Annotated in this window: 22 protein-coding genes; 3 read left to right on the plus strand and 19 right to left on the minus strand. The window is 45.4% G+C overall.

Going from position 1 to position 23,767, the window contains the following annotated elements; genetic code table 11:
* Position 1: 1 nt before the first annotated feature.
* From ACFQ0C_RS07405 to ACFQ0C_RS07435, 7 genes are all read right to left on the minus strand, one after another.
* Positions 2–1,579, minus strand: coding sequence for a response regulator (locus tag ACFQ0C_RS07405; RefSeq protein ID WP_379365429.1), 1,578 nt, complete (start codon positions 1,577–1,579; stop codon positions 2–4).
* Positions 1,557–3,329, minus strand: coding sequence for a sensor histidine kinase (locus ACFQ0C_RS07410; RefSeq protein ID WP_379365431.1), 1,773 nt, complete (start codon positions 3,327–3,329; stop codon positions 1,557–1,559). Before ACFQ0C_RS07410 ends, ACFQ0C_RS07405 begins: the two co-directional genes overlap by 23 nt.
* Before the next feature lie 28 nt (positions 3,330–3,357).
* Complete coding sequence (locus tag ACFQ0C_RS07415) at positions 3,358–4,239, minus strand: carbohydrate ABC transporter permease (protein WP_379365433.1); 882 nt, start codon at positions 4,237–4,239, stop codon at positions 3,358–3,360.
* Between the two features lie 16 nt (positions 4,240–4,255).
* Positions 4,256–5,134: a carbohydrate ABC transporter permease gene (locus tag ACFQ0C_RS07420; RefSeq protein WP_379365435.1), complete on the minus strand. Its 879-nt coding sequence runs from the start codon at positions 5,132–5,134 to the stop codon at positions 4,256–4,258.
* Between the two features lie 72 nt (positions 5,135–5,206).
* Positions 5,207–6,538 carry an extracellular solute-binding protein gene (locus tag ACFQ0C_RS07425; protein WP_379365437.1) on the minus strand — a complete coding sequence of 444 codons (1,332 nt, stop codon included), beginning with the start codon at positions 6,536–6,538 and terminating at the stop codon, positions 5,207–5,209.
* A gap of 290 nt (positions 6,539–6,828) precedes the next feature.
* Positions 6,829–8,355, minus strand: coding sequence for an extracellular solute-binding protein (locus ACFQ0C_RS07430; RefSeq protein WP_379365439.1), 1,527 nt, complete (start codon positions 8,353–8,355; stop codon positions 6,829–6,831).
* Positions 8,356–8,396: 41 nt separating this feature from the next.
* On the minus strand, positions 8,397–8,531 hold the full coding sequence (locus ACFQ0C_RS07435) for a hypothetical protein (protein WP_379365441.1): 135 nt from the start codon (positions 8,529–8,531) through the stop codon (positions 8,397–8,399).
* 533 nt (positions 8,532–9,064) lie between these two features.
* On the opposite strand from ACFQ0C_RS07435, the gene ACFQ0C_RS07440 reads away from it, so the two are divergent.
* Both ACFQ0C_RS07440 and ACFQ0C_RS07445 read left to right on the plus strand, forming a co-directional pair.
* On the plus strand, positions 9,065–9,337 hold the full coding sequence (locus tag ACFQ0C_RS07440; protein WP_379365443.1) for a type II toxin-antitoxin system Phd/YefM family antitoxin: 273 nt from the start codon (positions 9,065–9,067) through the stop codon (positions 9,335–9,337).
* Complete coding sequence (locus ACFQ0C_RS07445) at positions 9,324–9,626, plus strand: type II toxin-antitoxin system RelE/ParE family toxin (protein ID WP_379365445.1); 303 nt, start codon at positions 9,324–9,326, stop codon at positions 9,624–9,626. Before ACFQ0C_RS07440 ends, ACFQ0C_RS07445 begins: the two co-directional genes overlap by 14 nt.
* A gap of 139 nt (positions 9,627–9,765) precedes the next feature.
* On the opposite strand, the gene ACFQ0C_RS07450 is transcribed toward ACFQ0C_RS07445, so the two are convergent.
* From ACFQ0C_RS07450 to ACFQ0C_RS07490, 9 genes are all read right to left on the minus strand, one after another.
* Positions 9,766–10,386, minus strand: coding sequence for an alpha/beta hydrolase (locus ACFQ0C_RS07450; RefSeq protein ID WP_379365447.1), 621 nt, complete (start codon positions 10,384–10,386; stop codon positions 9,766–9,768).
* Positions 10,383–11,333 carry a ring-cleaving dioxygenase gene (locus ACFQ0C_RS07455; protein WP_379365449.1) on the minus strand — a complete coding sequence of 317 codons (951 nt, stop codon included), beginning with the start codon at positions 11,331–11,333 and terminating at the stop codon, positions 10,383–10,385. Before ACFQ0C_RS07455 ends, ACFQ0C_RS07450 begins: the two co-directional genes overlap by 4 nt.
* Positions 11,334–11,383: 50 nt before the next feature.
* Positions 11,384–11,782 carry a DoxX family protein gene (locus tag ACFQ0C_RS07460; RefSeq protein ID WP_379365451.1) on the minus strand — a complete coding sequence of 133 codons (399 nt, stop codon included), beginning with the start codon at positions 11,780–11,782 and terminating at the stop codon, positions 11,384–11,386.
* A gap of 79 nt (positions 11,783–11,861) precedes the next feature.
* Positions 11,862–12,311, minus strand: a complete 450-nt coding sequence (locus tag ACFQ0C_RS07465; RefSeq protein WP_379365453.1) for a MarR family winged helix-turn-helix transcriptional regulator — start codon at positions 12,309–12,311, stop codon at positions 11,862–11,864.
* Positions 12,312–13,354: 1,043 nt separating this feature from the next.
* Positions 13,355–14,014 (minus strand): ABC transporter permease, encoded by a 660-nt coding sequence (locus tag ACFQ0C_RS07470; protein ID WP_379365455.1) that lies wholly within the window; start codon positions 14,012–14,014, stop codon positions 13,355–13,357.
* 18 nt (positions 14,015–14,032) lie between these two features.
* Complete coding sequence (locus ACFQ0C_RS07475) at positions 14,033–14,935, minus strand: glycine betaine ABC transporter substrate-binding protein (RefSeq protein ID WP_379365457.1); 903 nt, start codon at positions 14,933–14,935, stop codon at positions 14,033–14,035.
* Between the two features lie 27 nt (positions 14,936–14,962).
* Positions 14,963–15,646: an ABC transporter permease gene (locus ACFQ0C_RS07480; RefSeq protein WP_379365459.1), complete on the minus strand. Its 684-nt coding sequence runs from the start codon at positions 15,644–15,646 to the stop codon at positions 14,963–14,965.
* On the minus strand, positions 15,636–16,799 hold the full coding sequence (locus ACFQ0C_RS07485) for a betaine/proline/choline family ABC transporter ATP-binding protein (RefSeq protein WP_379365461.1): 1,164 nt from the start codon (positions 16,797–16,799) through the stop codon (positions 15,636–15,638). Before ACFQ0C_RS07485 ends, ACFQ0C_RS07480 begins: the two co-directional genes overlap by 11 nt.
* Positions 16,800–16,880: 81 nt before the next feature.
* Positions 16,881–17,744 carry a tyrosine-type recombinase/integrase gene (locus tag ACFQ0C_RS07490; protein WP_379365463.1) on the minus strand — a complete coding sequence of 288 codons (864 nt, stop codon included), beginning with the start codon at positions 17,742–17,744 and terminating at the stop codon, positions 16,881–16,883.
* Between the two features lie 397 nt (positions 17,745–18,141).
* Between ACFQ0C_RS07490 and ACFQ0C_RS07495 the strand changes: the two genes are divergently transcribed.
* Positions 18,142–19,068, plus strand: a complete 927-nt coding sequence (locus ACFQ0C_RS07495; protein ID WP_379365465.1) for a DMT family transporter — start codon at positions 18,142–18,144, stop codon at positions 19,066–19,068.
* 19 nt (positions 19,069–19,087) lie between these two features.
* Here ACFQ0C_RS07495 and ACFQ0C_RS07500 read toward each other — a convergent pair whose 3' ends face one another.
* The 3 genes from ACFQ0C_RS07500 to ACFQ0C_RS07510 all read right to left on the minus strand — a co-directional run bounded on the left by ACFQ0C_RS07500 (position 19,088) and on the right by ACFQ0C_RS07510 (position 23,719).
* Positions 19,088–20,302, minus strand: a complete 1,215-nt coding sequence (locus tag ACFQ0C_RS07500) for an MFS transporter (protein ID WP_379365467.1) — start codon at positions 20,300–20,302, stop codon at positions 19,088–19,090.
* Between the two features lie 323 nt (positions 20,303–20,625).
* Positions 20,626–21,810, minus strand: a complete 1,185-nt coding sequence (locus ACFQ0C_RS07505; protein ID WP_379365517.1) for a response regulator — start codon at positions 21,808–21,810, stop codon at positions 20,626–20,628.
* Positions 21,791–23,719, minus strand: coding sequence for a sensor histidine kinase (locus ACFQ0C_RS07510; protein ID WP_379365469.1), 1,929 nt, complete (start codon positions 23,717–23,719; stop codon positions 21,791–21,793). The genes ACFQ0C_RS07505 and ACFQ0C_RS07510 overlap by 20 nt, the downstream gene beginning before the upstream one ends.
* Between the last annotated feature and the right edge of the window lie 48 nt (positions 23,720–23,767).

Here is a 23,767-nt window from a genome sequence, read left to right on the forward strand (position 1 = left end):
ATTATTCCTGCTCCAAATGAATAGATGCATCCCCGCGGAATTCGCTTGGAGTCTTGCCTGTATACTTTTTGAAAATTTGACTGAAATATTTAACGTCCTCATATCCGACGGTTACGGCAATTTCACTGATTTTGGCCGGAGAAACCGATAAAATCTCCATCGCGCGGCGAATTTTTTGCTTAGCTACATAATCGCCGAACGTCATGCCGGTTTCCTTCTTGAATACTTCGCTTAAATGATTTGGATGCAGATGAACATGCTTGGCCACCTGCTGGAGACCAACATCTTGGCCAAGGTGCTCCTCAATATATGCCATCGCTTTCTGCGCGTGTGTTGCTTGTCCTTCAGCCAGCTGATTGTGGTACAGCTTCATGACCGAATATAAATGTTGAAACAACGCATCCTTGGGCGTAATAACGCTCAACTTGAGATGAAAATGCGCTGGAGTCTCTTCCCTTGCACTCGTACGCCCAGTTGCAGTCATTACCCTTTGTAGCCACCGATGAGCCGTGAGGGCAATCGAATGTACTAACGCTTCCATCGACTCCAGCGTCATCTGGGGGTCCTCAAGCTGCTCATGAAGCATTCGCTGCACCCAACCTTTCAACGCAACCGGATTATCCTCCAGAAGGATCGAAGAAAGCTCCAGCTCCTCCTCATGCGAGCAAACAGTCTTACCGCCTTTGCGCTGCATGATATCCGCATAATTCAGCATACTATCGCCAATTAATGACTTATAACCGAACGCCTCGCTCGCTGTTGTGTATGATTCATGAAGCTGCCTCAGCTGTTCCACCGGTTTGCCTACGGCTACAAACAGCTTGCATTTCAACAAACGTTCGATCTTCCCAATGACATAACGTATATTCTGATCATCAAACGGCTGCTCTTTTTTCAATCGGATAGCTACGATTATCCGTCTTTTCTCCAGCAATGTCTCACAACTGAATAAATCCCGCAGCATGTTTTCGACCGCAAACAGCAGCAGCGACTCTGAACCAGGCGATTCATGCCAGCCTTCCGCCGATAATATAATGATTTGCTGCCAGACCCCGACTGAATTCGTTTCTTCACATATCCGCGGGAAAAAGGTGGTCAGAAGATGAGGCTCGATCCCCTCCGTCTCCCCATCCACCACCCAGCGCTCGAATAACCGGTTGCGGGCCTCCTTGTGCTGGAAATGCCCCTGGCTGTGTGCAGCCCATTTCTCTTCAATCCGCTGCTTGGCTTTCAGCACGGTTTTAATGATTTCCTCCGGCCTGCTCGTTTTCAACAAGTAGTCGCTGACTCCCTGACGGATCGCTTGTTGAGTATAAGCGAAATCATCATAGCCCGACAGGACGATGACCTCCAGCTCGGGATTGATCCGCTTCGCTTCGTCCGCAAGCTGCAGGCCCGTCCTGCCGCTCATCCGGATATCCGTCAGCAGTATATTTGGACGCTCTTTGGGGATTCTCTCCAAAGCCTCTTCGGCAGAAGCCGCGGGCTCCAGAAGCTCCATTCCAAGCTCCCCCCAGTTAATTACCTTAGCCAGTCCGGTACGAATAATAACTTCATCATCCACGATCATGATTCTCATGATGTCCCTCCAGAATGGGGATAGTAAAAGAGATGCGCGTACCTTCGTGCTCCCTGCTCTCGATAACCAGACCTGCATCCATGCCATAATGAAGCTGCAGCCGTTCATGCACATTTCTCAGGCCGTAGCTGGCATCAGGCACAAGCTGCTCTCCCGAAGGATATAAATGGCTGCGAACTGTCTGCAGCTGCTCCTCCGACATTCCTATTCCATCATCCAACACAAGAAAGCTCATCTTGTTAGCTCTACGCTCTACGTACACCGTAATCATCCCCTTTCCCTCTTTTTTCTGAATACCATGGATCATCGCATTTTCCACTAAAGGCTGAAGCAAGAGCTTGAGCATGTAATTATCCTGCAATTCCGGATCAACGACGATATCCACATCGAACTTGTCTGGATAACGGATAGATTGTACCTGGACATAGTTCTTGATATGGGCAAGCTCTTGATGAACCGGACAAAACTCCTTGCCTTTATTTAAGCTGAAACGAAGAAAGTCACTTAAAGCCCCAACCATATCAGCGATTCGCTTTTCCTCGTTCATTAAAGCAATCCAATGAATCGAAGACAATGTATTATACAGAAAATGCGGATTGATCTGGGCTTGCAAGGCCCTCATGTCTGCTTCCTTCTTTTGCGCTTCGTTACGGATGAGTTGCTTCTTCAGCTTCTCGATATGCATACCAAGCATATTATAGCTCTCCGCCAGCTTGCCGATTTCATCGGACGAACCCACTGTATAAAGGGGTAAAGGCTCCTCAGGATTGACTTTGGATAGCAATCTCGTCAACACCCGCAGCGGGTTAGTCACCCGGTGGATTAAATACAGTATTAATCCAGAAGTAGCGATCACCGAAAGGACGATAGCAGCAACAGTAAGCTGGATAATATACCCGTTCTGCGCTTTGTACAATTCGAAGGGAATAACTCCGACAAGCTTCCACCCGACGAGCGGCTCCCGATAATACAATATCGTTTTCTTCATATGCCCTTCACCATCGTTCAAGCTGCCGTACATATCCGGCTTCATTTGGGATGAAACACCTGGAAGCAAGGATTCGAAGGACTGCGAAAGCCAGCTTTTATCGGTTGCCGACAGAATGATCCCCCTATCGTTCACAAGCGCCACTTGCCCTTGTCCATCTCCCAGCTTCGGCTCCGACCAATAACGGGAAATAACCTTCTCATCCAGACTGATGACCATCCAGCCCAAGGTCTCATAATTGTTAACACTACGCAGCGGACGAATAAACGAAATTACATTCCTACGCCCGGCAAAGTTCTCCACGCTGTATACACCGGTCCATATTTTATCTGTAACATCTCGAATGTTCAACTGCTTGTTTAAATCCGATTCATACAAATTAATAGTGGATAACGCGTCCTTGGCTTTCTCCGGATAAATCATAATATTGGAAATGTACTCCTTGGAGCTGCCCAGATTTGTCGTAAACGCAAGAATGCGCGTCCGCGCGCTCATATCTTCCTCAGAACTCGATAAATATTGTTGGATGTCACTTTGGCCGATTAGAAAGAGAGACATATTCTCGACATCCTTAATAATGAAGCGAAGGTTTCCATCCATCTGACGCAGCGTATCAATACCCGCTTGCTCGGTCTTTTCCTCAGTAATTTTGGATGAGATGCTAAACGCAAATCCCCCAAGAAATAACAGGGGGATGAGCGAGGTTACAAGCATGATAAAGGACAGCTTTCTCCGTAAAGAATGTCCCATCCATTGCAACATCGATCCCTTCCCCCTGCCTAGTGAATAACTAACCCTTGACCGCTCCCGCCGTCATGCCTTTCATTACCTGCTCCTGGAACATCAGATAGACCACTATGGTAGGAACGACCGCAATCGTCATAGCCGCCAAGGTTAAGCTGTAGTCCGTTTGAAACCCATCTGCAAAGGTCGCGATACTGAGCGGAAGTGTTTTAAGACTCGATTTACTAATAAAAACAAGAGCAAAAGAAAAGTCATTCCAAAAGTGCAAGAAGCTAAGAATCGTAACCGTTGAGAGAGCCGGCAAGGAAATGGGCAGCATAATGCGCATAAACACACCCCATAGCCCCGTTCCGTCAATAAACGCTGCCTCTTCTATCTCCTTAGGTACGGATGACAAGTAGGCTGTAAGCACGAAAATAGCAGTCGGCAGAGCGAAGGATGTATAAGGAAGAACCAGCGCCCAATACGTATTTAATATGGAGAGCTGCTTCATAAGAATAAATAATGGTACCAAGGTGCTGTGAATCGGAATAAGCATCCCTACTACGAAAAATCCTAAGATCAGGCCTTTGAAGCGAAATTTCAGTCTTGCAATGACGAAAGCCGCTAGTGCAGACAAAAATAATGTAAGGGCCAGCGACACCAACGATACAATAACCGAATTGACGAAAGCCACGCCCATTTTCGACGTTTGCCAAGCCTTAACAAAGTTTTCAACCTGCCACGTGTGCGGAAGAGAAAAAGGCGTATTAATAAATTCCGCATTCGTTTTAAAGGCACTGATAACCAACCAAAATAATGGATATAGCGTTAAAATACCATAAAGAGTCAGAAGAAGCCAAAACAAGCCCTGTCTCCATTTCTTCAAGGAATGGCTTGCAGGTGATTGTACGTTTGCTTTTTGATAAGATGCGGCTGAATTGTTCATACTCACGTCCTCCTTTCTATGCGGTTTTGGATTTTCTGCTTGTAAGCCATTGGCTCGTTCCGATAAAGAGCAGACTCAATATAATAATGGAAGTCGAAATCGCGCTTCCATACCCGTAGCGGTACGATGAGAACGTAGAGTTATACATATAGGTCGCGAGCAGCTCGGTAGAGTGGGCCGGACCGCCTTTAGTCATAACATACACCAGGTCGAAGGACTTCAAGCTGCCTGAGATACATAAAATGATGGCAACCTGTACGGTACTCCAGATCATCGGTAGTGTAATAGAAACCAGCTTTCTAGCACCAGTAGCTCCGTCAATCTGGGCCGCATCGTGGATTTCTCCCGGAATATTTTGCAACGCGGACACGAAAATAATGAGGTACAAGCCCACAAAGCTCCAAGTAAGCGGAGGAATCAACGAAAAAATAGCTATGTGCTGGTCAGACAACCACTGCAGCTTCCAGCTCCCCAAACCGAGATAATCCAGCAAAAAGTTAAGGATACCGATCTGCGGATGATAAATGTACGACCAAATCATCCCTATAACAACGGACGACATAACCATCGGCATAAAAACAGCTGAACGCAGAAACCGTTGAAGAGGGTTGCTCTTAAACAAAACAATAGCGAGTATTAAAGCAAGCGGTAATTGTCCAAATACAGAGGCAAGCACAAAAATAACGTTGTTTTTCAACGCCCGCCAAAATACTGTATCATGAAGAACCTCCACATAATTGTCCAAACCAATAAATCGAGCAGCCCCAATACCTTTCCAATCAAAAAAACCGTAATAAGCCGACCAAATGACCGGTACAAAAACAAACAAGCTATAAATTAATAAAGATGGCAGAAGGCCGAGTACAACAAAACGTCGTACATGCAAGGTATTCATCAATTATCACTTCCTTTTCAAAAAATAAGCAGCCCCCCGCAAGGGAGGGCTTGCTATTCCGAGGTATTCGTCTTACTTACGAATAGCACCCGCCTGTGCATCTTGTATTTTCTTCGCGATAGCTTCAGGATTGCCACCACTCAGAAGCTCTTGAAGACCATTATTAGTCACTTCAACTGCAGCAGAGCTCAGCTTAGAGTCGTATACCGGAACAATTTTCACATTTTTCATAAGCTCGTTCAGTTCAACAAACAAAGGATGTGCTTTGGATTTGTCCACTTCGATTTTGTAGCTTACCAAGGTGCTGCTACCCAATGTAGCCTTTTGTCCGTCAGGTCCGGCCAGAGCATACAGCAGTTCGTTAGCCGCTTCTTTCTTTGTGCCGCTTACTTTCTTGCTCATACCCATACCTGTTCCTACAACACCTGCCGTCGATTGTGCATTTCCTTTACCGCCATCGACTGCTGGGAGAACCGTAATATGAGTGGTATCCAAAACTTCCTTCGGCGCATTGTTTACCAGGTTCGCAAGAGCCCAGCCACCATCCATGAACATAGCTGCTTTGCCTTGGAAGTAAAGTTGCATCATTTGGTTTTCATCGATGCTGTTAAAGCCGTCTTGGAATGCCTTCGATTTGCCTAGATCTTGAAGCACAGTTAATGCTTTCACGAATTCAGGATCTGTAAACTTTGCACCGTCCTGCTTAACGGCTTTCATAAACCAGTCGGTACCTGTTACACGATCACCAATTGTACTGAAGATAGTGGATTGTGCCACCCAGTTTGCCTTGTTACCAAGCGCCATAGGAATGACGTTGTTCTTATTGAAGGTATCGATTGCGGTTTTAAGCTCGTCCCATGTTTTTGGAACTTTCACGCCATATTTATCAAAAATAGCTTGATTATAATAGATGAATGAGCTTGGAGCCAGGTTCATCGGAACGGAATAAGTTTTGCCGTCCACTGTGTATCCGTCCAAAGCATTCGGGATGAAGTTATTTTTCCACTCCGGCTTGGAGTTCAAAAATTCGTCGATCGGCTGAAGGAGGTCGCCATTAACAAATTCCTTTGTCATAGCATCCGGCCACATAACGAACAGATCCGGCATCTCATTAGCAGCAGCAACGGTCCGCAGGCGAGTTTTTAAGCCGTCTGTCGGAAGTCCTTCTACTTCAAGTTCAACTTCAGGATGCTGGGCTTTATAGTCATCCAAAATTTTTCTCATTGCAATTCCTTTTGCATCCTGGCCTGTCCAGTTGTGCCACACGGAAAGCTTTACTTTCTCTTTGGAAGCGCCGACTGATGCGCCTGCTCCACTATTATCAGCTGCTGGTTGGCCGCCGCATGCTGCAAGCACAGAAGCGGATACTAGCATTGTTGTAGCTACTTTAATTGCTTTATTCATCGTTATATCTCTCCCCTTGTTTTGTTTCTGTTTTCATTCTATAAGTAGGAAGCTATTTCAGTAAGGGGAATTTCATAAGCAGCATGGTAGAAAAATATCGGATGTAGAATTATGGAGCTTTGATCCTCTCTTCATTATTAATTCTCCAAGCATCTCATTCTCATGCAAGGACCGGAAAAAGCCGGCTTTCCCTCATAGAAGGAAAACCGGCCTGTTATTTTAAAAAATTCACGCAGCAAAGCAGGATGGCTAAGCCATCCTGCTCACTTGTTGTATCGTGTAACGCTTTATTATTTAGCTGCTTTATTTTTGGCAATCGCTGCTTCGAACTCTTTAATCAAGTTGTCGCCGCCTGCTTTACGCCATTTGTCGATCGCTGCTGTAAAGCCGGCATCGTCCAATTTACCAACGATGTAATTAGTTTGCGCATCCCACATCATTTGATCCAGTTCTTTACCGCGTTCCGAGTAAGTTTGTGAAGATAGAGTCAGAGTTGGGTTATGAACAGCATACTTCAAGTTGTCCGGCTCCATTTTGTAACCTTTCATTGCCAATGGAGTATCTTTCAATTGAGGTACGTTGTAAGTTTCAAAGTTCAACAAGCTATCGCGGTATGGCTTAACTTCACGGTTAAATGCAGTCAAATCAACCCACTCAACCAAATTGTTTTCAGCTTTTTTGAAGTGAACGCCTTCGATACCACGTTTTTGCAGGGTGGACATATCCGCATCCAACAATTTATCCATGAATGTCAAAATACGTTTCAGTTCAGCTTCGGTTTTCACAGTCGATTTCGGGAATACCAGCAAGCCGTTGTAACCATTTTGTGCGGCAACCTTAAATCCTTGAGGTCCTTCCATAGGGACAACATCTAACTGAGCTGTAGGGACTACCTTAACCAAACGGTCCTGGATATTCGCAGCGTTTGTCGCCACGCCGTTCAATTTAAGAACCGAACGACCGGACTCAAATGCTTTATCCAATTCTGTGCCATCTAGAGCTGGGAAGTCTTGATTGATAAGCTTCTCTGCATAAAGGCGCTTGAACAATTTCAGTACATCCATAAATTGTGGTGTCAAAAACTCTGGTGTCAGCTTGCCATTGGCATCTGCGCCCCAACGGTTAACTCCACCTTGGGCTACGGCAAAACGAGTCAATAGAGACGATGGACCTTCGTTGTACTTTTTATCCAACATAAAGGCATAAGTATCATTTTTTCTCAGGTTCTTAGCTATTTCATACCACTCATCCAGCGTTTTAGGCATTTTCATTCCGTTAGCATCTAAAATATCTTTACGGAAAATAAACGCTGGGCGCGCTATTTCACGGAATTGCGGAATTCCATAAAGCTTGCCATCAACCTTAATATTTTCGTAATACTGCGGGTTCTGTGCGGATAGGTTTTTGTAATCCTTAAGTAAAGGACCTACTTCCCAGAATTGTCCACCCTGAATCGCATTAATAACAGTTGGCACATAGCTAACCATCAAAACCTTTGGCAATTCGTTAGCAGCGATCATTACGTTAATTTTCTCGTCATAAGTAGAAGCAGGTACCCACTGGATGTTTAGTTTAGTATTAGTGCCTTTTTCAAGAGCTTGCTCAATTACATTCCCTTTAGCTGGAATATCGCCTACTTGTTTAAAGACCATAGACAGGTCCAAAGGTGTAGTATCTACTTTAGGAGCTTCTGCCTTAGGAGCTGTCGATGTCCCATTTGTTGCTGTTTTTGCAGGTTCTCCGCTGCCGCAGGCAGCTAAAACTCCCATTGCTAATGTAACAGACCCCATAGTTGCAATCCACTTTTTATGTTTCATTGTATACCACGACTCCTTTTCTTTCTGTATATATTGAGGGTTTAGGTTACCCAAACCTTTCGGTGTTCATCTTGCTGCTCCGACTCCACTTCATAAAATACAGATGCAGAAGATTGGATTCCATCAACTTGAACGTTGAATGCGCTTCCAACAAATCCACTTAAAGTCAGCATCACATCCATTAGCTCCAGATTAAAATGTAATAATTTGGAATGAAAGCGCGTAACATTTAGTCTGTAAACAAGCTGCCAACTATCAGGTCCAAGCTTGCTTGTCATAATGTCTTTGGCGCTAAGAAAAGTATACCTTTCTTATTTCGTTTCAAACAATCATCTTTATTTAACTTCCTAAAAAAAGCTGAAAAACCCTTGTGGAATAAGGTTTTTAACCACTTTTCGCACATAATCCATCATCACTTTTTCACGTAAAAAATCATCAAAAATTAATTTTTGAACATGGCTGTATATTGCAGATTCGATTCATTCGACTGTCAGTTGCTCTCCAAACAGCACACAGTATCCAAGCTGTCTATGATACCGAGCATGCGTATGTTATCAGTTTGGAACGAATCATTCATGGCACCCGCGTATAATAGAAGGTTGATACAATCATCGGTTGCAGCAATATTCACTCCTAATATAGCATTTAATTTGCTCTTAATTATGCTACAATTATATCCATAAGAACATCGCTAAGGAGGTAAACAATTATGCCTACAATCCGTCCGATTTCAGATTTGCGTAATAACGCGAATGAAATATCCGAATTTTGCCACCGGGAGCGTGAGCCTGTATTTATAACTAAGAATGGCACTGGTGACATGGTTGTCATGAGTATCGAGGAATATGAGCGTCAGCAGGCCTTGATCGAACTATATAGCAAGTTGTCCGAAGCTGAAGCTGAAATTGCTGACGCCGCTATCGGAGAGGACTTCTTGGAAGTGTCCCGGAAGTTAAGGTCAAACATTCGTGGAAAAATATAAAGTGCTCATTTTCCCAGCTGCCAAGAGGGATTTACAGGAAATCATCGATTATCTTAATGAACAATCATCCTATGATGATTTCAAGTTATATGATGACATTAGTGATCAGATCGCATCACTTGGAGATCTGCTGTTTCGATGCCCTTTGACCAAAAATTCCACGCTTCGGTTGAAGGGTTATCGTGTTTTAGCCGTGCATGGCTATCTGGTGTTTTATGTAGTCAAGAGCGATGTTGTGCAGATCAGACGTATTTTGCATGGGAAAAGACATTACGACTCATTATTGTAAAAGAGCGCCTCATCCTTCAGCCATTAGAGCATCCGGCATTGTCTATCTATACCAAATAAAAAGATGCAGCCCGACTTGTTTCATGTCTGGCCGCATCTTTTATTTCTTACTTTCATGATCTTTAGTAGCCAACCGGACTTCACTCAGCAATAAGCTGGCTCTCTGTGTGAAACCAAGCTGCCGCAGCCTCAACCTCTGAAGAAGTTAATTGATGACCGAAACGCTCCCAATGTACCTTAACCGATGCGCCGGCCTCACTAAGAAGCGTTTGGAGCTCCTCGGTCTCCCCGGCTGAACAGATCGGGTCGTTAGTCCCGGCACCAATAAAAATCGGTATACCTGACAAATCCGGAATCGGAATCCCTCTCCGCGGAACCATAGGATGATGAAGAATAGCGCCTTTGAGCGTCTGCTTATAATGGAAGAGCAGACTGCCTGCAATATTGGCCCCATTGGAGTATCCCACCGCCACTAGATTGCCGCGGTCAAATCCGTAGAGGGTTGCAGCCTCATCCAGAAAGTCATTCACTTCCTTGGTACGGAAGATCAAATCTTCTTCGTCAAACACACCCTCTGCCAATCGTCTGAAGAAACGTGGCATCCCATTTTCCAGTACATTTCCTCTAAGGCTAAGTATCGAAGATTCCGAAGAAATTCGTTTGCCCAGCGGCAGCAAATCTCGTTCCGTTCCTCCGGTACCGTGAAATAGAACTAACGTCGGAGCTTCTGGGCGGCTGCCCTTTTCAAAAAGATGCTTCATCCTTGTTTCCCCTCCAATACCCTAACTTGGATAGGCAGCAGATTGGCTTCGATTTGAGAGCGCGCTGACTCGAACCACTCCGGCAGCATCAATTTCTCGCCTAGTGTCTCTGCAGATTCGTCATGAGCGAAGCCCGGTGGATCCGTAGCGATTTCAAAAAGTATTCCGCCTGCCTCCCGGAAATAAAGAGCATTGAAATATTGACGATCTATGATCTCGGTTGGACGATAGCCGTAATCTTGCACCGAGCTTCTCCATTCCGTATGTTGTTCGAAATCCAAAGCACGCCATGCGATATGATGAACTGTTCCTGCACCGTCGATGCCCCTGCCCATGACAGCCAACGGTACGTCAATAACGTTGCCGATATCTCCTTTGGACCGATAGCGGGCATAAGCAACGTCCTCTGCCACTTTTTCCAGGCCGAGCAGATGCTGCAATACATCCATAGTTTTCATCGGGTTGGTGCTGAAGAGAACAGCGCCTCCGAACCCTTTGATCGCTTGATCTGCCGTGATACCATCGAATGACCAGCTGCTCTGCGGCCCCTCTTCACGTTCGACAAGCTCCAGACGCAAGCCCTCATTATCTGTGAACTGCAAGTATTGCTCTGAAAAACGGCTTACCTTCGTAACCGAGACACCGTGGCTTTCCAATCTGTTCTCCCAAAATGCAAGCGAGCCCGGCGGTACCACATAAGTGGTAATACCCACTTGCCCTCCGCCAATTCTCCCTTTGCGGGAATCCGGCCACGGAAAGAACGTAATAATAGTTCCCGGGCTTCCCGCTTCGTTGCCGAAATACAAGTGATATACATCAGGAGCATCGAAGTTAATTGTTTTCTTAACGAGACGAAGACCCAGAATACCAGCATAAAAATCAACATTCTCCTGTGGATTTCTTGCAAAAGCAGTGATATGGTGAATACCTGTAGTTTGTAGTGACATTTTGAATTCCTCCTTTATTGTTTTCCCTACTTGTTAATTGAGTATTCGAATTAATTAAGTATTCCATCCAAGGAATATGCTCCTGCACCTGTCAAAGCTATTCCAATTACGATCACAATGAGCACGAGCGGATATTCGTAACCATTGGCTGTTGACCAAATCCCATTTTTCCCATGAACTTTGGCAATGGCTCCAAGCATAGTCAACGTGATAAGCACAGCGGCTAGAGGAGTAAACAACCCTAGTGCAAAGAGCACTCCACCGATCAGCTCCATCAATCCAGCCAATACCGCCATCGCTACTCCCGGCTTAATACCGACCGATTCCATCCAACCGCCTGTTCCTTTAGGCCCATAGCCTCCAAACCAGCCAAACAGCTTCTGAGCTCCATGTCCTGCAAACAATAACCCAACTACCAAACGAACCAATAACAATCCAAATGCCATCATTAAAATCATCCTCCATTTAGTTTTAATTTAACAATCTTTATTTTAAGATATAGGGCGAGAAAAACGGCCATCGAGATGGCTATTGCTCCTCTGCTCCTTTTCCTAATTTCTTAAGCAGTTCGACAGCTATCAGCTTTTCATCCTGAGAAAGAGCTTTGGTTAAGCTATGGATAGTAGCGGCATGATCAGGAAAAATACGGTCAAACATGGCATTGCCTTCTGTAGTGATCTCAGCGAATATGACCCTGCGGTCATCTTTGCAAGGCACGCGCTTCAGGAGTCCTTTCTTTTCCAGCTTGTCGATATTGTACGTAATGCTTCCACTCGTAATCAATATCTTCTCCCCAATTTGCTGCAAAGGAATTTTCCCCTTCGTATACAACACTTCGAGAATCATAAATTCGGAAGGTGACAAGCCGTATTCCTTCATATCCTTGACAGCTCGGTCCATCACGGTTCTATAAGCTTTGGAAAGTACAACGAATAGCTTGAGCGAAGATGCATGTTCCTTATCTAATTCGATTGGCATTTTTAAGTCACCTCCTGCGATGTCTTTGATTTAATTATCTTAAATTAAAGATATATCATTTACTCATCCCTGTCAATAGCAAATCACATAATCACAGCATATTTTTTAAATATTCATTGTTATGTGCAGCAGAAGCAACGTCTACAAGCTATTATAAGAAAAACGCCTTGCGGCGTCCTTGGTGTACCCTTTCGTTTGTACGTGGGGAGGGATGGATGTGGGATTCCGGTCGCTGTTGAAGCTCGTGTTCCCTCGAATTATAGGCTTGCAGCGGTGGGAACACGTGCTTCAAAGGTAGGTTGCATACCCGAGCAGTCACCGGAGGTGACGACCAGGGCGGACGCTATCGCTCCTCCACCCCACACCCATGCCCTCTTTTGTTCTACTCTGTGCTTTGCCTTACTTCCTTATTCCCTAACCGTTCTTCGATCCGGTATTCCAAAGACATACATCTCTTTGTAGTACTGGGTGAACCCCTCAAACTTATACTTTCTCGTCCCTTAAGAAAACCGTCAGGGAAAATTGTTTCCTGGCGGTTTTCTTGTGTGCATGTGCAACCCTCTAGCTCATAATTTCCTCTTACGGAACGTCATTCCTCTATTTGTCTTACATTCCTTCGAATTCATCATTCTACGGAACTACGATCCGTTATTTCGTCTATAAGCTGCCGAATTGCCCTTATTTCAAGCAAATAAGTGATCGTACTTCCGTTTCACTTGAATGTTTACGTGTGCATATCCAAATAGCGCATCCCTGTTCCCCCCGCCTGACGACTTGTTGAAACTACGCGCTGCTTCTCGAGTTCTTACCAAAATCATTCCAGCTAACCCTTATTTCTAAGAAAAGCTTCTGATCGAAGCCCTTTCGATGAAGATACATTCGTGTCTAAGCGGTAGCTTTTCTTGCAATATCAGATTTCTTCAGCTCCGCTGAAAACTTATTAAATCTGATATTATACGCAAAAAAGCCCAGTCAGCCAGCCGTAAAACCGACCGATGACTAAGCTTCCTTACGCTTACGCTATATAGCCTTTCTTCAATTCTTTATTGCCTGGATAAATCCTTCCACTTGTTCTGTAATCTGCCTAGCCCTATATCTGCTGCAATAGCAAGAAGCGCCGCAGGAATCGCTCCAGCATAAATCCGAACCGGATTTCGCAGGTTAATTCCTGAGTAAATCTCCCTCCCCAGCCCATCCCCTCCAATTAAAGGAGCCATAGTAGCGACACCAATAGCTATAACTGCCGCCACACGTAATCCTGCTAGAAGAAATGGAACAGACAACGGTAATTGAACCTTCCACAAAAGCTGAACCGGGTTCATTCCCATTCCTTTACCGGCATCCGTAATACTTCGGTCAACCTGCGTCAAGCCGACATATGTGTTCCGTATAATAGGAAGTAAAGAATATAGAAACAGTCCGACGACTACCGTATAAAAGCCTAGCCCGAACACTATCATCAAAATAGCTAGTAAAGCTATGCTTGGAAACACCTGTATCACGTTGGCGGCTGGCAAAATGATGGAACTCCATCTCTTATTTCTGGCGCTTATAATTCCAAGAGGTATGCCGATGATGAGAGCCAGACCAATTCCGCAAAGCACCATAAGTATATGCTGCAACGTTAGCTCCAGCAATTGTCCGCTATGATCGGATACATAGGTGATCAGCTGCATCAAAAGGTTGGGATTTGTCGTTTCCATCTTACACCCCCTCTAATTTTACTTTAGTAAACCCGTTTTCTTCAAAAATTCCACCGCTACATCCTTTTCGTTCCGCTTTTTCACATCGACCTCGTAGTTTAGGCCTACCATGGTTTCCGCGTTTATCTTGCCGACCAGCAGTTGAATTACATCATTGAGCTCTGGATGCTTCTGCAGCGTTTCTTTTCTTATAACCGCTGAAGCGTCATAGGGAGGGAAAAACTGCTTGTCATCCTTCAACGTCTTTAACTCAAACTGCTTTATTCTTGCATCAGTGGAGTAAGCGAGCACTATGTCCACCTTTTTATTCGATACCGCTTCATATACTAATCCGATTTCCATCGGAAGGGTTTGCCCAAAGGAGAGACCGCCGTAATGCTTCATAAAAGCTTTGTAGCCGTCATTATCACGTTCCAGCCAAGTTGTGTCCACACCGATTTTCATATCCTTGGCTTTATCTGTCAGATCGGATATGTTCTCTAATTTATACTGATCAGCAAGCTCCTTGCGTACCGTAAATGCATAGGTGTTCTCAAAGCCGTAAGGATCAAACCATTTGAAATCCATACTCTTATCAAAACCTGCTTGCGCTTGCTGTAGTACTTTAGCACGGTCCTTCGTTTGTTCAATCTCGAAGTACCCATTAAAAATTTCACCTGAATATAAGGTTGCCATATCCAGCTCTTTGCTCTTCATTGCTTGAATGATGACAGGACTTGCAGCCAAATCAGGGACTACTTGCACTTTCAACTCAGTCCGTTCTTCCACCAACGCTTTGTACATTTCCGCAATAATTTTAGGCTCTGTATAGGTTTGAGCACCAATTTTGATCGTATCGCCTTTACCTTTACTGCATCCTGCTAATAACACGGACATCGACAACACCAGTATTCCAATCGTTCCTGTGATTCCTCTAATCATGAACTCCTCCTATAAGATCCGTATATTTTAAACTGTTGAAGGTAAAGCTGAATTCAGGCGCTTCCTTTTCTGACCGATTCTCTCCATGAAGCCAAGTAGATAGTCTGCCAATAAAGCGAGTACTATTGCGGCAATCGCTCCTGTAAAAATCAATTCCTGCTTATTAACGCCAATTCCCGAAAAAATCAGTACCCCGAGTCCACCGCCGCCAATTAGCGAAGCTAGAGTCGTCCAGCTGATGATATAGACCGTTGTCATTCGAATACCCGATAAAATATAGGGCAATGCTATTGGCAGCTGAATGAATGCAATCCTTTGAAAAGATCCATAGCCCATACCTTTAGCAGCCTCCAGAATGCTCTGATCAGCAGATTCAAATCCGGCATAAGTATTTCTTAATAAAGGCAGCAGGGCGTACAGGAACAGCGCAAAGATTGCAGGCTTCATGCCTACCCCCATAATCGGGATCAACAAAGCTAACAGAGCCAGGCTTGGAATCGTTTGAAACAAATTGGCCAGGCCGAATACGCATGATTTAACAAACCGATTTTGGGTATTGGCCAAAGCAATTCCTAATGGAATCGCAACCAAGCCCCCCAGAATAACAGCGATAGCTGAAATCCACAAATGCTCTAAAGCAGCTGCACCTATATCCGGATACCGATCCTTCAAAAACTCAGCGTAGCTTGCCCACCAAGATCTACCCGACATCTGCGGCACCCCCCGTATTAATGGACATGGATGTATACAGATCAGCCATATGTCTAACAACGGTACCTCTAGTAATCAGACCAATAAAACGATTTCCTTCACCTAATACAGGAATATTCGACAGCTGATGCTTATTCATCAATTGAAGCGCCAATATTAATGGAGTCCCTGTTGATACCGAATGCTCCACAGGCCTCATCACATCTGCAACCGTCTGTCCTTCCCCATCATATTGATCGAGAACCCGGTACACCGAGACGACACCTTTCAAAATGCTCTGAGCATCTACGATAAACAGTGAATCGACCCTGCGTTTTTCCATAATCTGAATAGCTTCAGCGAGTCCTCTTGTTGGCAGCGCCGTAGCCGGACTTTCCACCATAACATCATCCACCCTCGGCATTTCTTCTGGAAGCATGCCTTGCTGCAGCCGTTTTTGACCGATAAAGCTTTTGACAAAATCATCTGCGGGATGTCTTAATATTTGCTCCGGTTTCCCCTGTTGGACCACCTGCCCATCCTTCATAAGGACAATCGTATCCGCGATTCGGATCGCTTCATCCATGTCATGGGTAACAAAAATAATCGTTTTCTTCAACTCCTGCTGCAATCGGACGAGCTCATCCTGCAGCTGCTCACGGCTAATGGGATCTAGTGCGCTAAAAGGCTCATCCATCAGGATGATATCGGGATCAGCAGCCATAGCACGGATTACGCCGACACGCTGCTGTTGACCTCCGCTAAGCTCGGAAGGATACCTGGATCCGAATACTTCAGGGGGCATATTAACTAAACGAAGAAGTTCATCAACCCTTGCCTCTGTTCGGGACTTATCCCACTTCAATAAGGAGGGAACGACAGCCACATTTTTCGCTATCGTCATATGGGGGAATAAACCGATGTTTTGTATGACATAACCAATCTTCCTTCGCAGCTCTACCGGGTTCATTTCCATAATGCTTTGGCCTTCGATGAGGATAGTCCCGTCTGTAGGTTCAATCAATCGGTTGACCAGCTTCATGGTTGTCGTTTTTCCGCAGCCGCTGGGTCCAATAAGTACAGTGATCTCTCCTTTCTTAAAATGTAAGTTCACATTGTTCAAAGCCTTAAAACCATCGTCATAGACTTTGTTAACTCCCGTCATTTGAATCATGAGGAGCACTCACCTTTCTTTCTGTTGGGATGTTTCAATCCTTTGTACGAACGGTTTCCTTATCACATCCTTAAATAGAATTTACTGCAGCTCTGCGTAGTACTGGTAAGAGGTAAGGAATGATTTATGTCCTGCCCAACGCTTAAGAAGCAGAATTGGCGTGCCTTGGACAGCCAGTCTGCGGCAGTACGTATTCCGTAAATCATGACAGCTTACTTCAAAGCCGAGCCTTTCTGAATAACCTTCTATGACAAATTGAACGGCACGCGGCTGCATAGAGCCTGAACGCTCCGTGACAAACAGCAGTGTGCTATTGTTATAAGTTTCTTTGTTAGCCAGTCTTCGCTGCTCTATCCATTCCATCAAGCGAACCCGTGTCTGCTCCTGGATAGGGACCCGTCTTATTTCCTCCCCTTTTTGATAAACAACCAACTCAGCCTCTAACACGGATTGAATCTGCAGTTCCGATACTTCTTCCAACCGGAGTCCTGCAAACAGAAGTACATGAATTAACGCGAGATTGCGGCTTCGTTTAAATGGATTTCTCTCCTGCTCAGCTAATTCCAGTAAACGTGCCTCTTCTACATCGGATAACCATTTGGGAAGCTCACTCTTTTTCGGAGTGAAATAGCGGGCGCTCGCCGCTGGATTCTCCTTTACCAAGCCCTGCTCTCCAGCCCATTTAAAAAAGGAAGCCAGAATCGAGACGTATTTGTTAATGGTAGATAGCCGTTTTCCTTGAATATAGAGCTCATCCCGGCTCGCGAATATATCCTCTTGAACGACTGAGGTTATTGATTTATTCGTTCGCTGCAGCCAATTAATAAAATGGCTGATTTCAATAGAATACAGCTTTACCGTGCTTTCCTCCTTGCCTTTTTCACGAAGATATTGCGTAAATGGCTTAATCCACTGCTCCGAATGTTGCTTTTTCTCGCCTTCCATGGTTGTTCTTATCTCCGTTAATCAGTATGGTTGTTATTATTTTATGATGTATATAATTTTATGATGTATTAAATTCTATGATGAATAGTTTAGCATATACCTGTTTATGTATCCAATGCGGTATACTTCCATATTCCGAGATTAATCAGACCCTAATTGGCTCAAGACTGAGAAATACTTGCTTATTCTCCCCTTTCCAGACAATTACTATCAGTGTTTAGGCAAAAATGGCTCCAGTCATGATGACCAGAGCCTTGTCTTTTTGCATCTATTCACAATTGAGTTTGTCGCAGTAATAGCCATTTCCTGCTCGTTAATGTGAAGTCTGTATATTCCCTAATGCTATCCCAGGGTGTTATGATCTTGTTATCGCATTTAAGCAAGAGGAGAATTCAGCATGAAGAATAAAGGAATTATTATGGTTTTAAGTGCCGCCACCTGTTGGGGTTTATCGGGGATCGCGGCGCAGCTATTTTTCCACTATTTCATATCAACGCCAGGCTTGCTAGTCGCTATTCGTTTATTATCGGCTGGCACTATTATGATCCTGCTGCAGTGCCTACTTAAAGGAACCTCGAACGCTTTTTCTATATGGTCTGATAAAAAGGACAGGTTCACTTTGCTAATATTCGGAATAATTGGGATGCTGGGCGTTCAATATACCTTTTTCGCAGCCATTCACTATGGAAATGCGGCTACTGCCACCTTGCTGCAATATCTTGGGCCTGTATTTATCATTGTCTTTGTATCGTTGCGCTTGAAGAAGATGCCTGGCGTTAAAGAGCTTGCCGCATTCCTATTAGCGCTGGCAGGTATTTTCTTCATGACTACAAGCGGTTCTCTCCATTCACTGTCCATTACGATTGAAGCGTTAGTATGGGGAATTCTATCCGCATTAGCCGCGGCATTTTATACCCTGTACCCTAGAAAGTTGCTCGCCACGTGGGGAGCGGTTCCCGTTGTTGGCTGGAGCATGATTATTGGAGGCATTGGATTAAGCCTGTTTACTCCTCCATGGACTTTCGATTGGAATCAGGGCTCCTTATTCTTATATTCTCTGCTCCTGTTTATTGTAGTAATCGGGACTATCATCCCATTCTATTTGTTCTTGGATAGCCTGCGATTTGTTACTGCTGCCCGGGCGAGTATTCTAAGCAGTGCAGAGCCGTTAACCGCCGTGCTAGTGGGCACCCTATTCTTGCATACACCTATGGATACCGTCCAGCTCCTGGGCAGTCTAGGCATCATTATCGCAGTCATCCTGTTAACGTTTCAGCCGGTACCTAAGGGAAGTGATAACAAGAAGCAAGCTGCTTCCAGGTAAACATATAACGAATACGCTGTTATTTAGCTAGCGACTCCTGTTTGTTAACCGCATGCCGGCTTTTTTGAAAAAGCGGGACCAGAAGCAGCACACCCATCAGCAACAATAATCCACTGAGGACATAAACCGTAAGCAGGGAAAAAGCATCCTTTAAATAGCCTGAGAAAGACATTCCGATTACCATCAGTCCCATAAATATCGGTGTAATGACCCCTCCAACCCTGCCAACAAACGCAGCTTCTGTATTTCTCATAATAAGAGTTTGAATGCCAATATGAACGCAAGGATTAAATAATCCATTCAGCACCTGCAAAATAAACGTTAGCGTAATACTCGTTGACCAACCGACCCCAACCGTGCAAAAGGCACTGACAAGTAAGCCCGTCGCAAGCAAAGCTTGCGGCTTCACCTTCTTGGCAATCCCCATAACGATGCCCCCACCGATGAACATAGCCGCGCCATTAGCCATTAGAAGCCATTGTAGAAACTGCTTATCCTGTCCCAGATTTTCAATAACAATAAACAACGCTAAGGGTTGGATTAAACCAACTCCAAGCCCCGCAGCGGCAAAGGTAATCCCCAATGTTCGAAGTACACGGTTGGCCCATAGGTACCGAATCCCCTCTATCAGCTCTTGTTTAAAACTGTGAGTCAGTGTGATGTTTGGTGCTTTAGCGTCCTGGGGAAGCAGCATTAGTACCATTGCAGATCCAAAGAACATCACTCCCGTTATGGCTAATGAGATTTCGATCCCATACTGTTGATAGACAACAGTACCCAGCATCGGTCCGATGACCATAAATACAGCGATCAGGGATTGAAACATAGCCATGACTCCTTGCAGTTTCTCATCAGGCACATGCTGCTTGAACAGCTTCATAGCCGATGGCTGGGAGAACTGCGACAGAACAGCGGAAATCAGCGTGCCTATTAGTAAGGAATACCAGGATCCATACATAAGGGAAATCAATACTATAAAGACCGATACGGCCGATAGCAGATCACACCAAACCATCGTACGTTTCGGCCTCCATCGATCAGCGAATGTCCCCCCGATAAGGCCAAAAATAAAGATCGGTGCAAATTCCGCGACCGAAATGAGCGACACATATTGGGGGTCGTTGTTCGTCAAATCGGTCACGTACAAAAGGATTGCAAAGTTTCTTACCCAAATCCCCAGCTGCAAAAGCACACGGGATAGGATGATGATTCTAACATAGCGATTATTCAACAAAATAATAACTTCCTTTCATGGTATTAGAGTAAACCGCCTCATACAGCGGATTACCTTCTATCATTTTTTTATAATATCCTCGGTCTCCGTTTTATTTAGCTTTTTGTCCATTCACGTCAACACCTCCTTATTTTATAGATATATTTATTATTTGTTTATTAATATATAGATATTTTATTTAATTGTCTATATAAAATCAAGTTCATTTATTTTCCACATCTCCCCTATAACGTTAGAACGCAAAAAAAGAAGGCAAGAAACTCTGAGAGATTCCCCAGAAGTTTCTTGCCCTTATTCCATTTAATTGTTTGGATTCATATTTCCTAGCACGAATCCAACGTATGCACTCCGGACCCCTGCCGAAATTCCGAAGGAGTAACGCCGTATTTCTTGCGGAACACCTGGGTAAAGTGGCGCATATCCTTGTAGCCGATTCGCTCGGCTATATCAGCAAGCTTTAGCTTCGGATTGGCTAACAGCAGCTTCGCTTGATCCAATCGCAGCTGAATAACATACTCTTTGAAGCCTTGACCGGTCTTCTGCTTGAATAGCTGGCTGAAGTAGACCGGATTCAGATAAACGATAGCTGCCACCTTCTCCAGCGAAAGATCCTCCTGATAGTGGCTGCGGATATACTGCTGTGCAACCTCCACCGCGCGATCCCCTCCACTCACGTAATGCTCGTAGATTTGTATCGTCGATGCTTGGCGCATACGCTGCACTTCCTCCGGTACGGCCTCGAAATGCTGAATCCTCTCGGTATGCATAATCTGGAATGGCACCCGCAAATACTTGATAAGATGCGTGCGCAGCTCGGACAACAGCTCAGTCAGACTCGCCTCGTTCTGGAGCGTGATCAGGCCAAGTAAGCTCTGGCTGTCATGGACCGTGACAAAGCCTCTGCCGTAGCGCTCGATCAGCTCTGCCATTACATTCTCGATGATGAAGTTCTCCAAGCGAACAGGCTTGTCGGATTCCATCTTGACCATGATCAAACGGAAGTGCGGATGCTGGTCGATGATCGGTCCCATGTCAATACGTCCCGTATCAAGTCCAGCCGCAAACCGTTGAAAAACGGCTTCCTGCAAGTACTTGCGATTCCGCTTCAACACCTCTGCTTCTTCAGTCAATTCGGTTTCCTTGACAATTTCCATGCTTAGCTTATCAATCATCTCAGTGAGCATTTCCTTGCCGATAGGCTTAAGCAGATAATCCTTAGCTCCGAGACGGACAGCTTCCTGAGCATAAGCGAATTCGGAATAAGCCGAAATGACAACCCATTTAAGATGCGGATGCCGATGACGGGAGACGTTCATCAGCTCCAGTCCCGTCATACCGGGCATCAAAATATCCGTCAATACGATATGGATACGATGCTCATGCAGCAGCGAAATCGCTTGCTCGGCATTAGCCGCGTGGTGAATCCGGTATTGGGGAAACCGATTATGCAGCGTCCGCTGAATACCTTCACGAATAACCGTTTCATCATCAACGATAAGGATCTGAATCATCCGGCTTTGGCTCCTTTCCAGGAAGCGGCATCGAAATAATTACCGTCGTTCCTTTCCCTACTGTACTGTGGATGCGAAGTCCGTAGGATTCTCCGAACATTAAAGCAATCCTGCGGTGAACATTGGTCAAACCTATGCCTCTGCGCACTTTACCTGCCCTGTGATCGGCAGCTTCGCCTTGGGCTGAACTGTTTCCTGAGATTTCGCCGTTGCGAAAGGCCCGACTTGTTGGGGATTCGGCTGTATGGGAGCCGGTTAATGTGCGATACCCTGATGACGTCAGCGTCGTATCGTTCGCAAGCGATGCCCTGATCAGGTCCAGAACCTCCTCATGGATACCAATTCCATTATCCTCCATAACGATACGAAGCTCGACATCCGTTGCCTCCGTGTAGACGCGCAGTAATCCTGAATGATCATGGAGCGGTTCAAGCCCATATTTAATAGCGTTCTCAATGATCGGCTGGATGGTCATCTTCGGCAGCGGAACATCCAGCCACTCGGAGCCCACCTGGATCTCCGTCCGCACCCTACCTTCCAAACGGTTTTCGATAATGGTCATGTAATGCTGCATTTGCTCCAGCTCCTGCCGCAGCGTCGTCTTCGATGCTTCCTTCCAATCACTGCTGTAGCGGAACATATGCGATAAGGCCAGAATCACCCGCCCTAACCTGTCATTTTCCCGTTCATCCAGCATCCAGTAAATCATGTCGAGCGTGTTGTATAGAAAATGCGGATTGACCTGAGACTGCAGCGCTTGCAGCTCTGCGTTTTTTTCACTGATGGATGCCATAGTGATCCGTTCTATCAATTCATCCATACGGTGCACCATTCGATTGAAGGAAGCTACGAGATAGTTGATCTCATCAAATGACCTTACATTGACCAAGCCTTTGAAATTCCCCATCTCTACCTGCCTCATCTCGCGAATGAGCAGCTTGAGAGGCGAGGACATACTGCGGGAAACTATAGTAGCCAGCACGGTTGAACCAATTACAAGCACTATGATCACGAAAAAAAGATATTCCCTTGTTTTGATGACCTCCGCATTGATGTCCTCTTTCGGAGTAAGGCCGAACACGGTCCAGTCCGACATCTTCGCTTTGGCCGCAACAATCAACTGATCCGTCCGGTTGTCGATGATGATATGTTCAGCCTGCGGGCGGGGAAGGCCGCTGAAGGAGGGCAGCTTGATCTGATCCTTCTCTGTGGAGGCGATCATCCGGTCGGCGCTGTCGACGATGTACACCCGGCTGTTCGGGCTGATCGTCACATTGGAAAGTGCAGCCAATATCGGTCCGGGGTTCGTCTCGATCAGCATGACGCCAATCATGCGGTGATCGGTCAGATCGTACAGCTTGCGCCCGAATACGAACACCGGATCCTCACCTAACCGGTTGATAACTGAGCCGGGAAAAAGGCCGAGCCAGACCATCTCACCCGAAGAATCAACAAGCTTCTGATACCAGGGGGAGGTGGAATAATTGGCATCCAAAACCCCTGCAAAGCGCCGCTCGTAGCTGTAATTTTTCCCACCATTGGTAATGATGTGGATGCCGACGATATCATCCCGCGAATAGTAGATGGCGCCAATTATATTGGTAATCGTTCTTTCATTAATAAAACTGATGTCCGGGTCCTTGTTCGCATCGCGGCTCTCAATCAGCCGCAGCATTTCGTAGTTGCTGTTAAGCGCTTTGGTGACGCTGTCATAGCCTTGCAGCAGGAGATCGAACAATCCAACTGTTTGGGAGATATTTTTTTCGGCCAAATCATTGATTTTTCCACGGATGATCTCCGTCGTTTTCTGATAATACAAGAAGCTTACAATGAACAGCAAGACCAGCATGCAAGCCAGGAATAGTAGAAATAAGCGATTATGAATGGAATTCAGGCCCCGTGTCACATTGTAATCCCCTTTCCTCATGCCCTATACCATATTTTATCATAGGGA

Origin of the sequence: Paenibacillus sp. GCM10027630, from assembly GCF_042676305.1 — a bacterium.
In the GTDB taxonomy this organism is placed as follows: Bacteria; Bacillota; Bacilli; order Paenibacillales; family NBRC-103111; genus Paenibacillus_S.

Bases quoted from the DNA above. Each gene is read 5' to 3' on its own strand.
- ACFQ0C_RS07490 (WP_379365463.1), bottom strand. From the start codon at position 17,744: ATGGAAGGCGAGAAAAAGCAACATTCGGAGCAGTGGATTAAGCCATTT.
- ACFQ0C_RS07450 (WP_379365447.1), bottom strand. From the start codon at position 10,386: ATGAAGCATCTTTTTGAAAAGGGCAGCCGCCCAGAAGCTCCGACGTTA.
- ACFQ0C_RS07425 (WP_379365437.1), bottom strand. From the start codon at position 6,538: ATGAATAAAGCAATTAAAGTAGCTACAACAATGCTAGTATCCGCTTCT.
- ACFQ0C_RS07495 (WP_379365465.1), top strand. From the start codon at position 18,142: ATGAAGAATAAAGGAATTATTATGGTTTTAAGTGCCGCCACCTGTTGG.
- ACFQ0C_RS07415 (WP_379365433.1), bottom strand. From the start codon at position 4,239: ATGAACAATTCAGCCGCATCTTATCAAAAAGCAAACGTACAATCACCT.
- ACFQ0C_RS07465 (WP_379365453.1), bottom strand. From the start codon at position 12,311: ATGCCAATCGAATTAGATAAGGAACATGCATCTTCGCTCAAGCTATTC.
- ACFQ0C_RS07410 (WP_379365431.1), bottom strand. From the start codon at position 3,329: ATGTTGCAATGGATGGGACATTCTTTACGGAGAAAGCTGTCCTTTATC.
- ACFQ0C_RS07460 (WP_379365451.1), bottom strand. From the start codon at position 11,782: ATGATGGCATTTGGATTGTTATTGGTTCGTTTGGTAGTTGGGTTATTG.
- ACFQ0C_RS07455 (WP_379365449.1), bottom strand. From the start codon at position 11,333: ATGTCACTACAAACTACAGGTATTCACCATATCACTGCTTTTGCAAGA.
- ACFQ0C_RS07485 (WP_379365461.1), bottom strand. From the start codon at position 16,799: ATGATTCAAATGACGGGAGTTAACAAAGTCTATGACGATGGTTTTAAG.
- ACFQ0C_RS07420 (WP_379365435.1), bottom strand. From the start codon at position 5,134: ATGAATACCTTGCATGTACGACGTTTTGTTGTACTCGGCCTTCTGCCA.
- ACFQ0C_RS07405 (WP_379365429.1), bottom strand. From the start codon at position 1,579: ATGAGAATCATGATCGTGGATGATGAAGTTATTATTCGTACCGGACTG.
- ACFQ0C_RS07440 (WP_379365443.1), top strand. From the start codon at position 9,065: ATGCCTACAATCCGTCCGATTTCAGATTTGCGTAATAACGCGAATGAA.
- ACFQ0C_RS07475 (WP_379365457.1), bottom strand. From the start codon at position 14,935: ATGATTAGAGGAATCACAGGAACGATTGGAATACTGGTGTTGTCGATG.
- ACFQ0C_RS07470 (WP_379365455.1), bottom strand. From the start codon at position 14,014: ATGGAAACGACAAATCCCAACCTTTTGATGCAGCTGATCACCTATGTA.
- ACFQ0C_RS07480 (WP_379365459.1), bottom strand. From the start codon at position 15,646: ATGTCGGGTAGATCTTGGTGGGCAAGCTACGCTGAGTTTTTGAAGGAT.
- ACFQ0C_RS07430 (WP_379365439.1), bottom strand. From the start codon at position 8,355: ATGAAACATAAAAAGTGGATTGCAACTATGGGGTCTGTTACATTAGCA.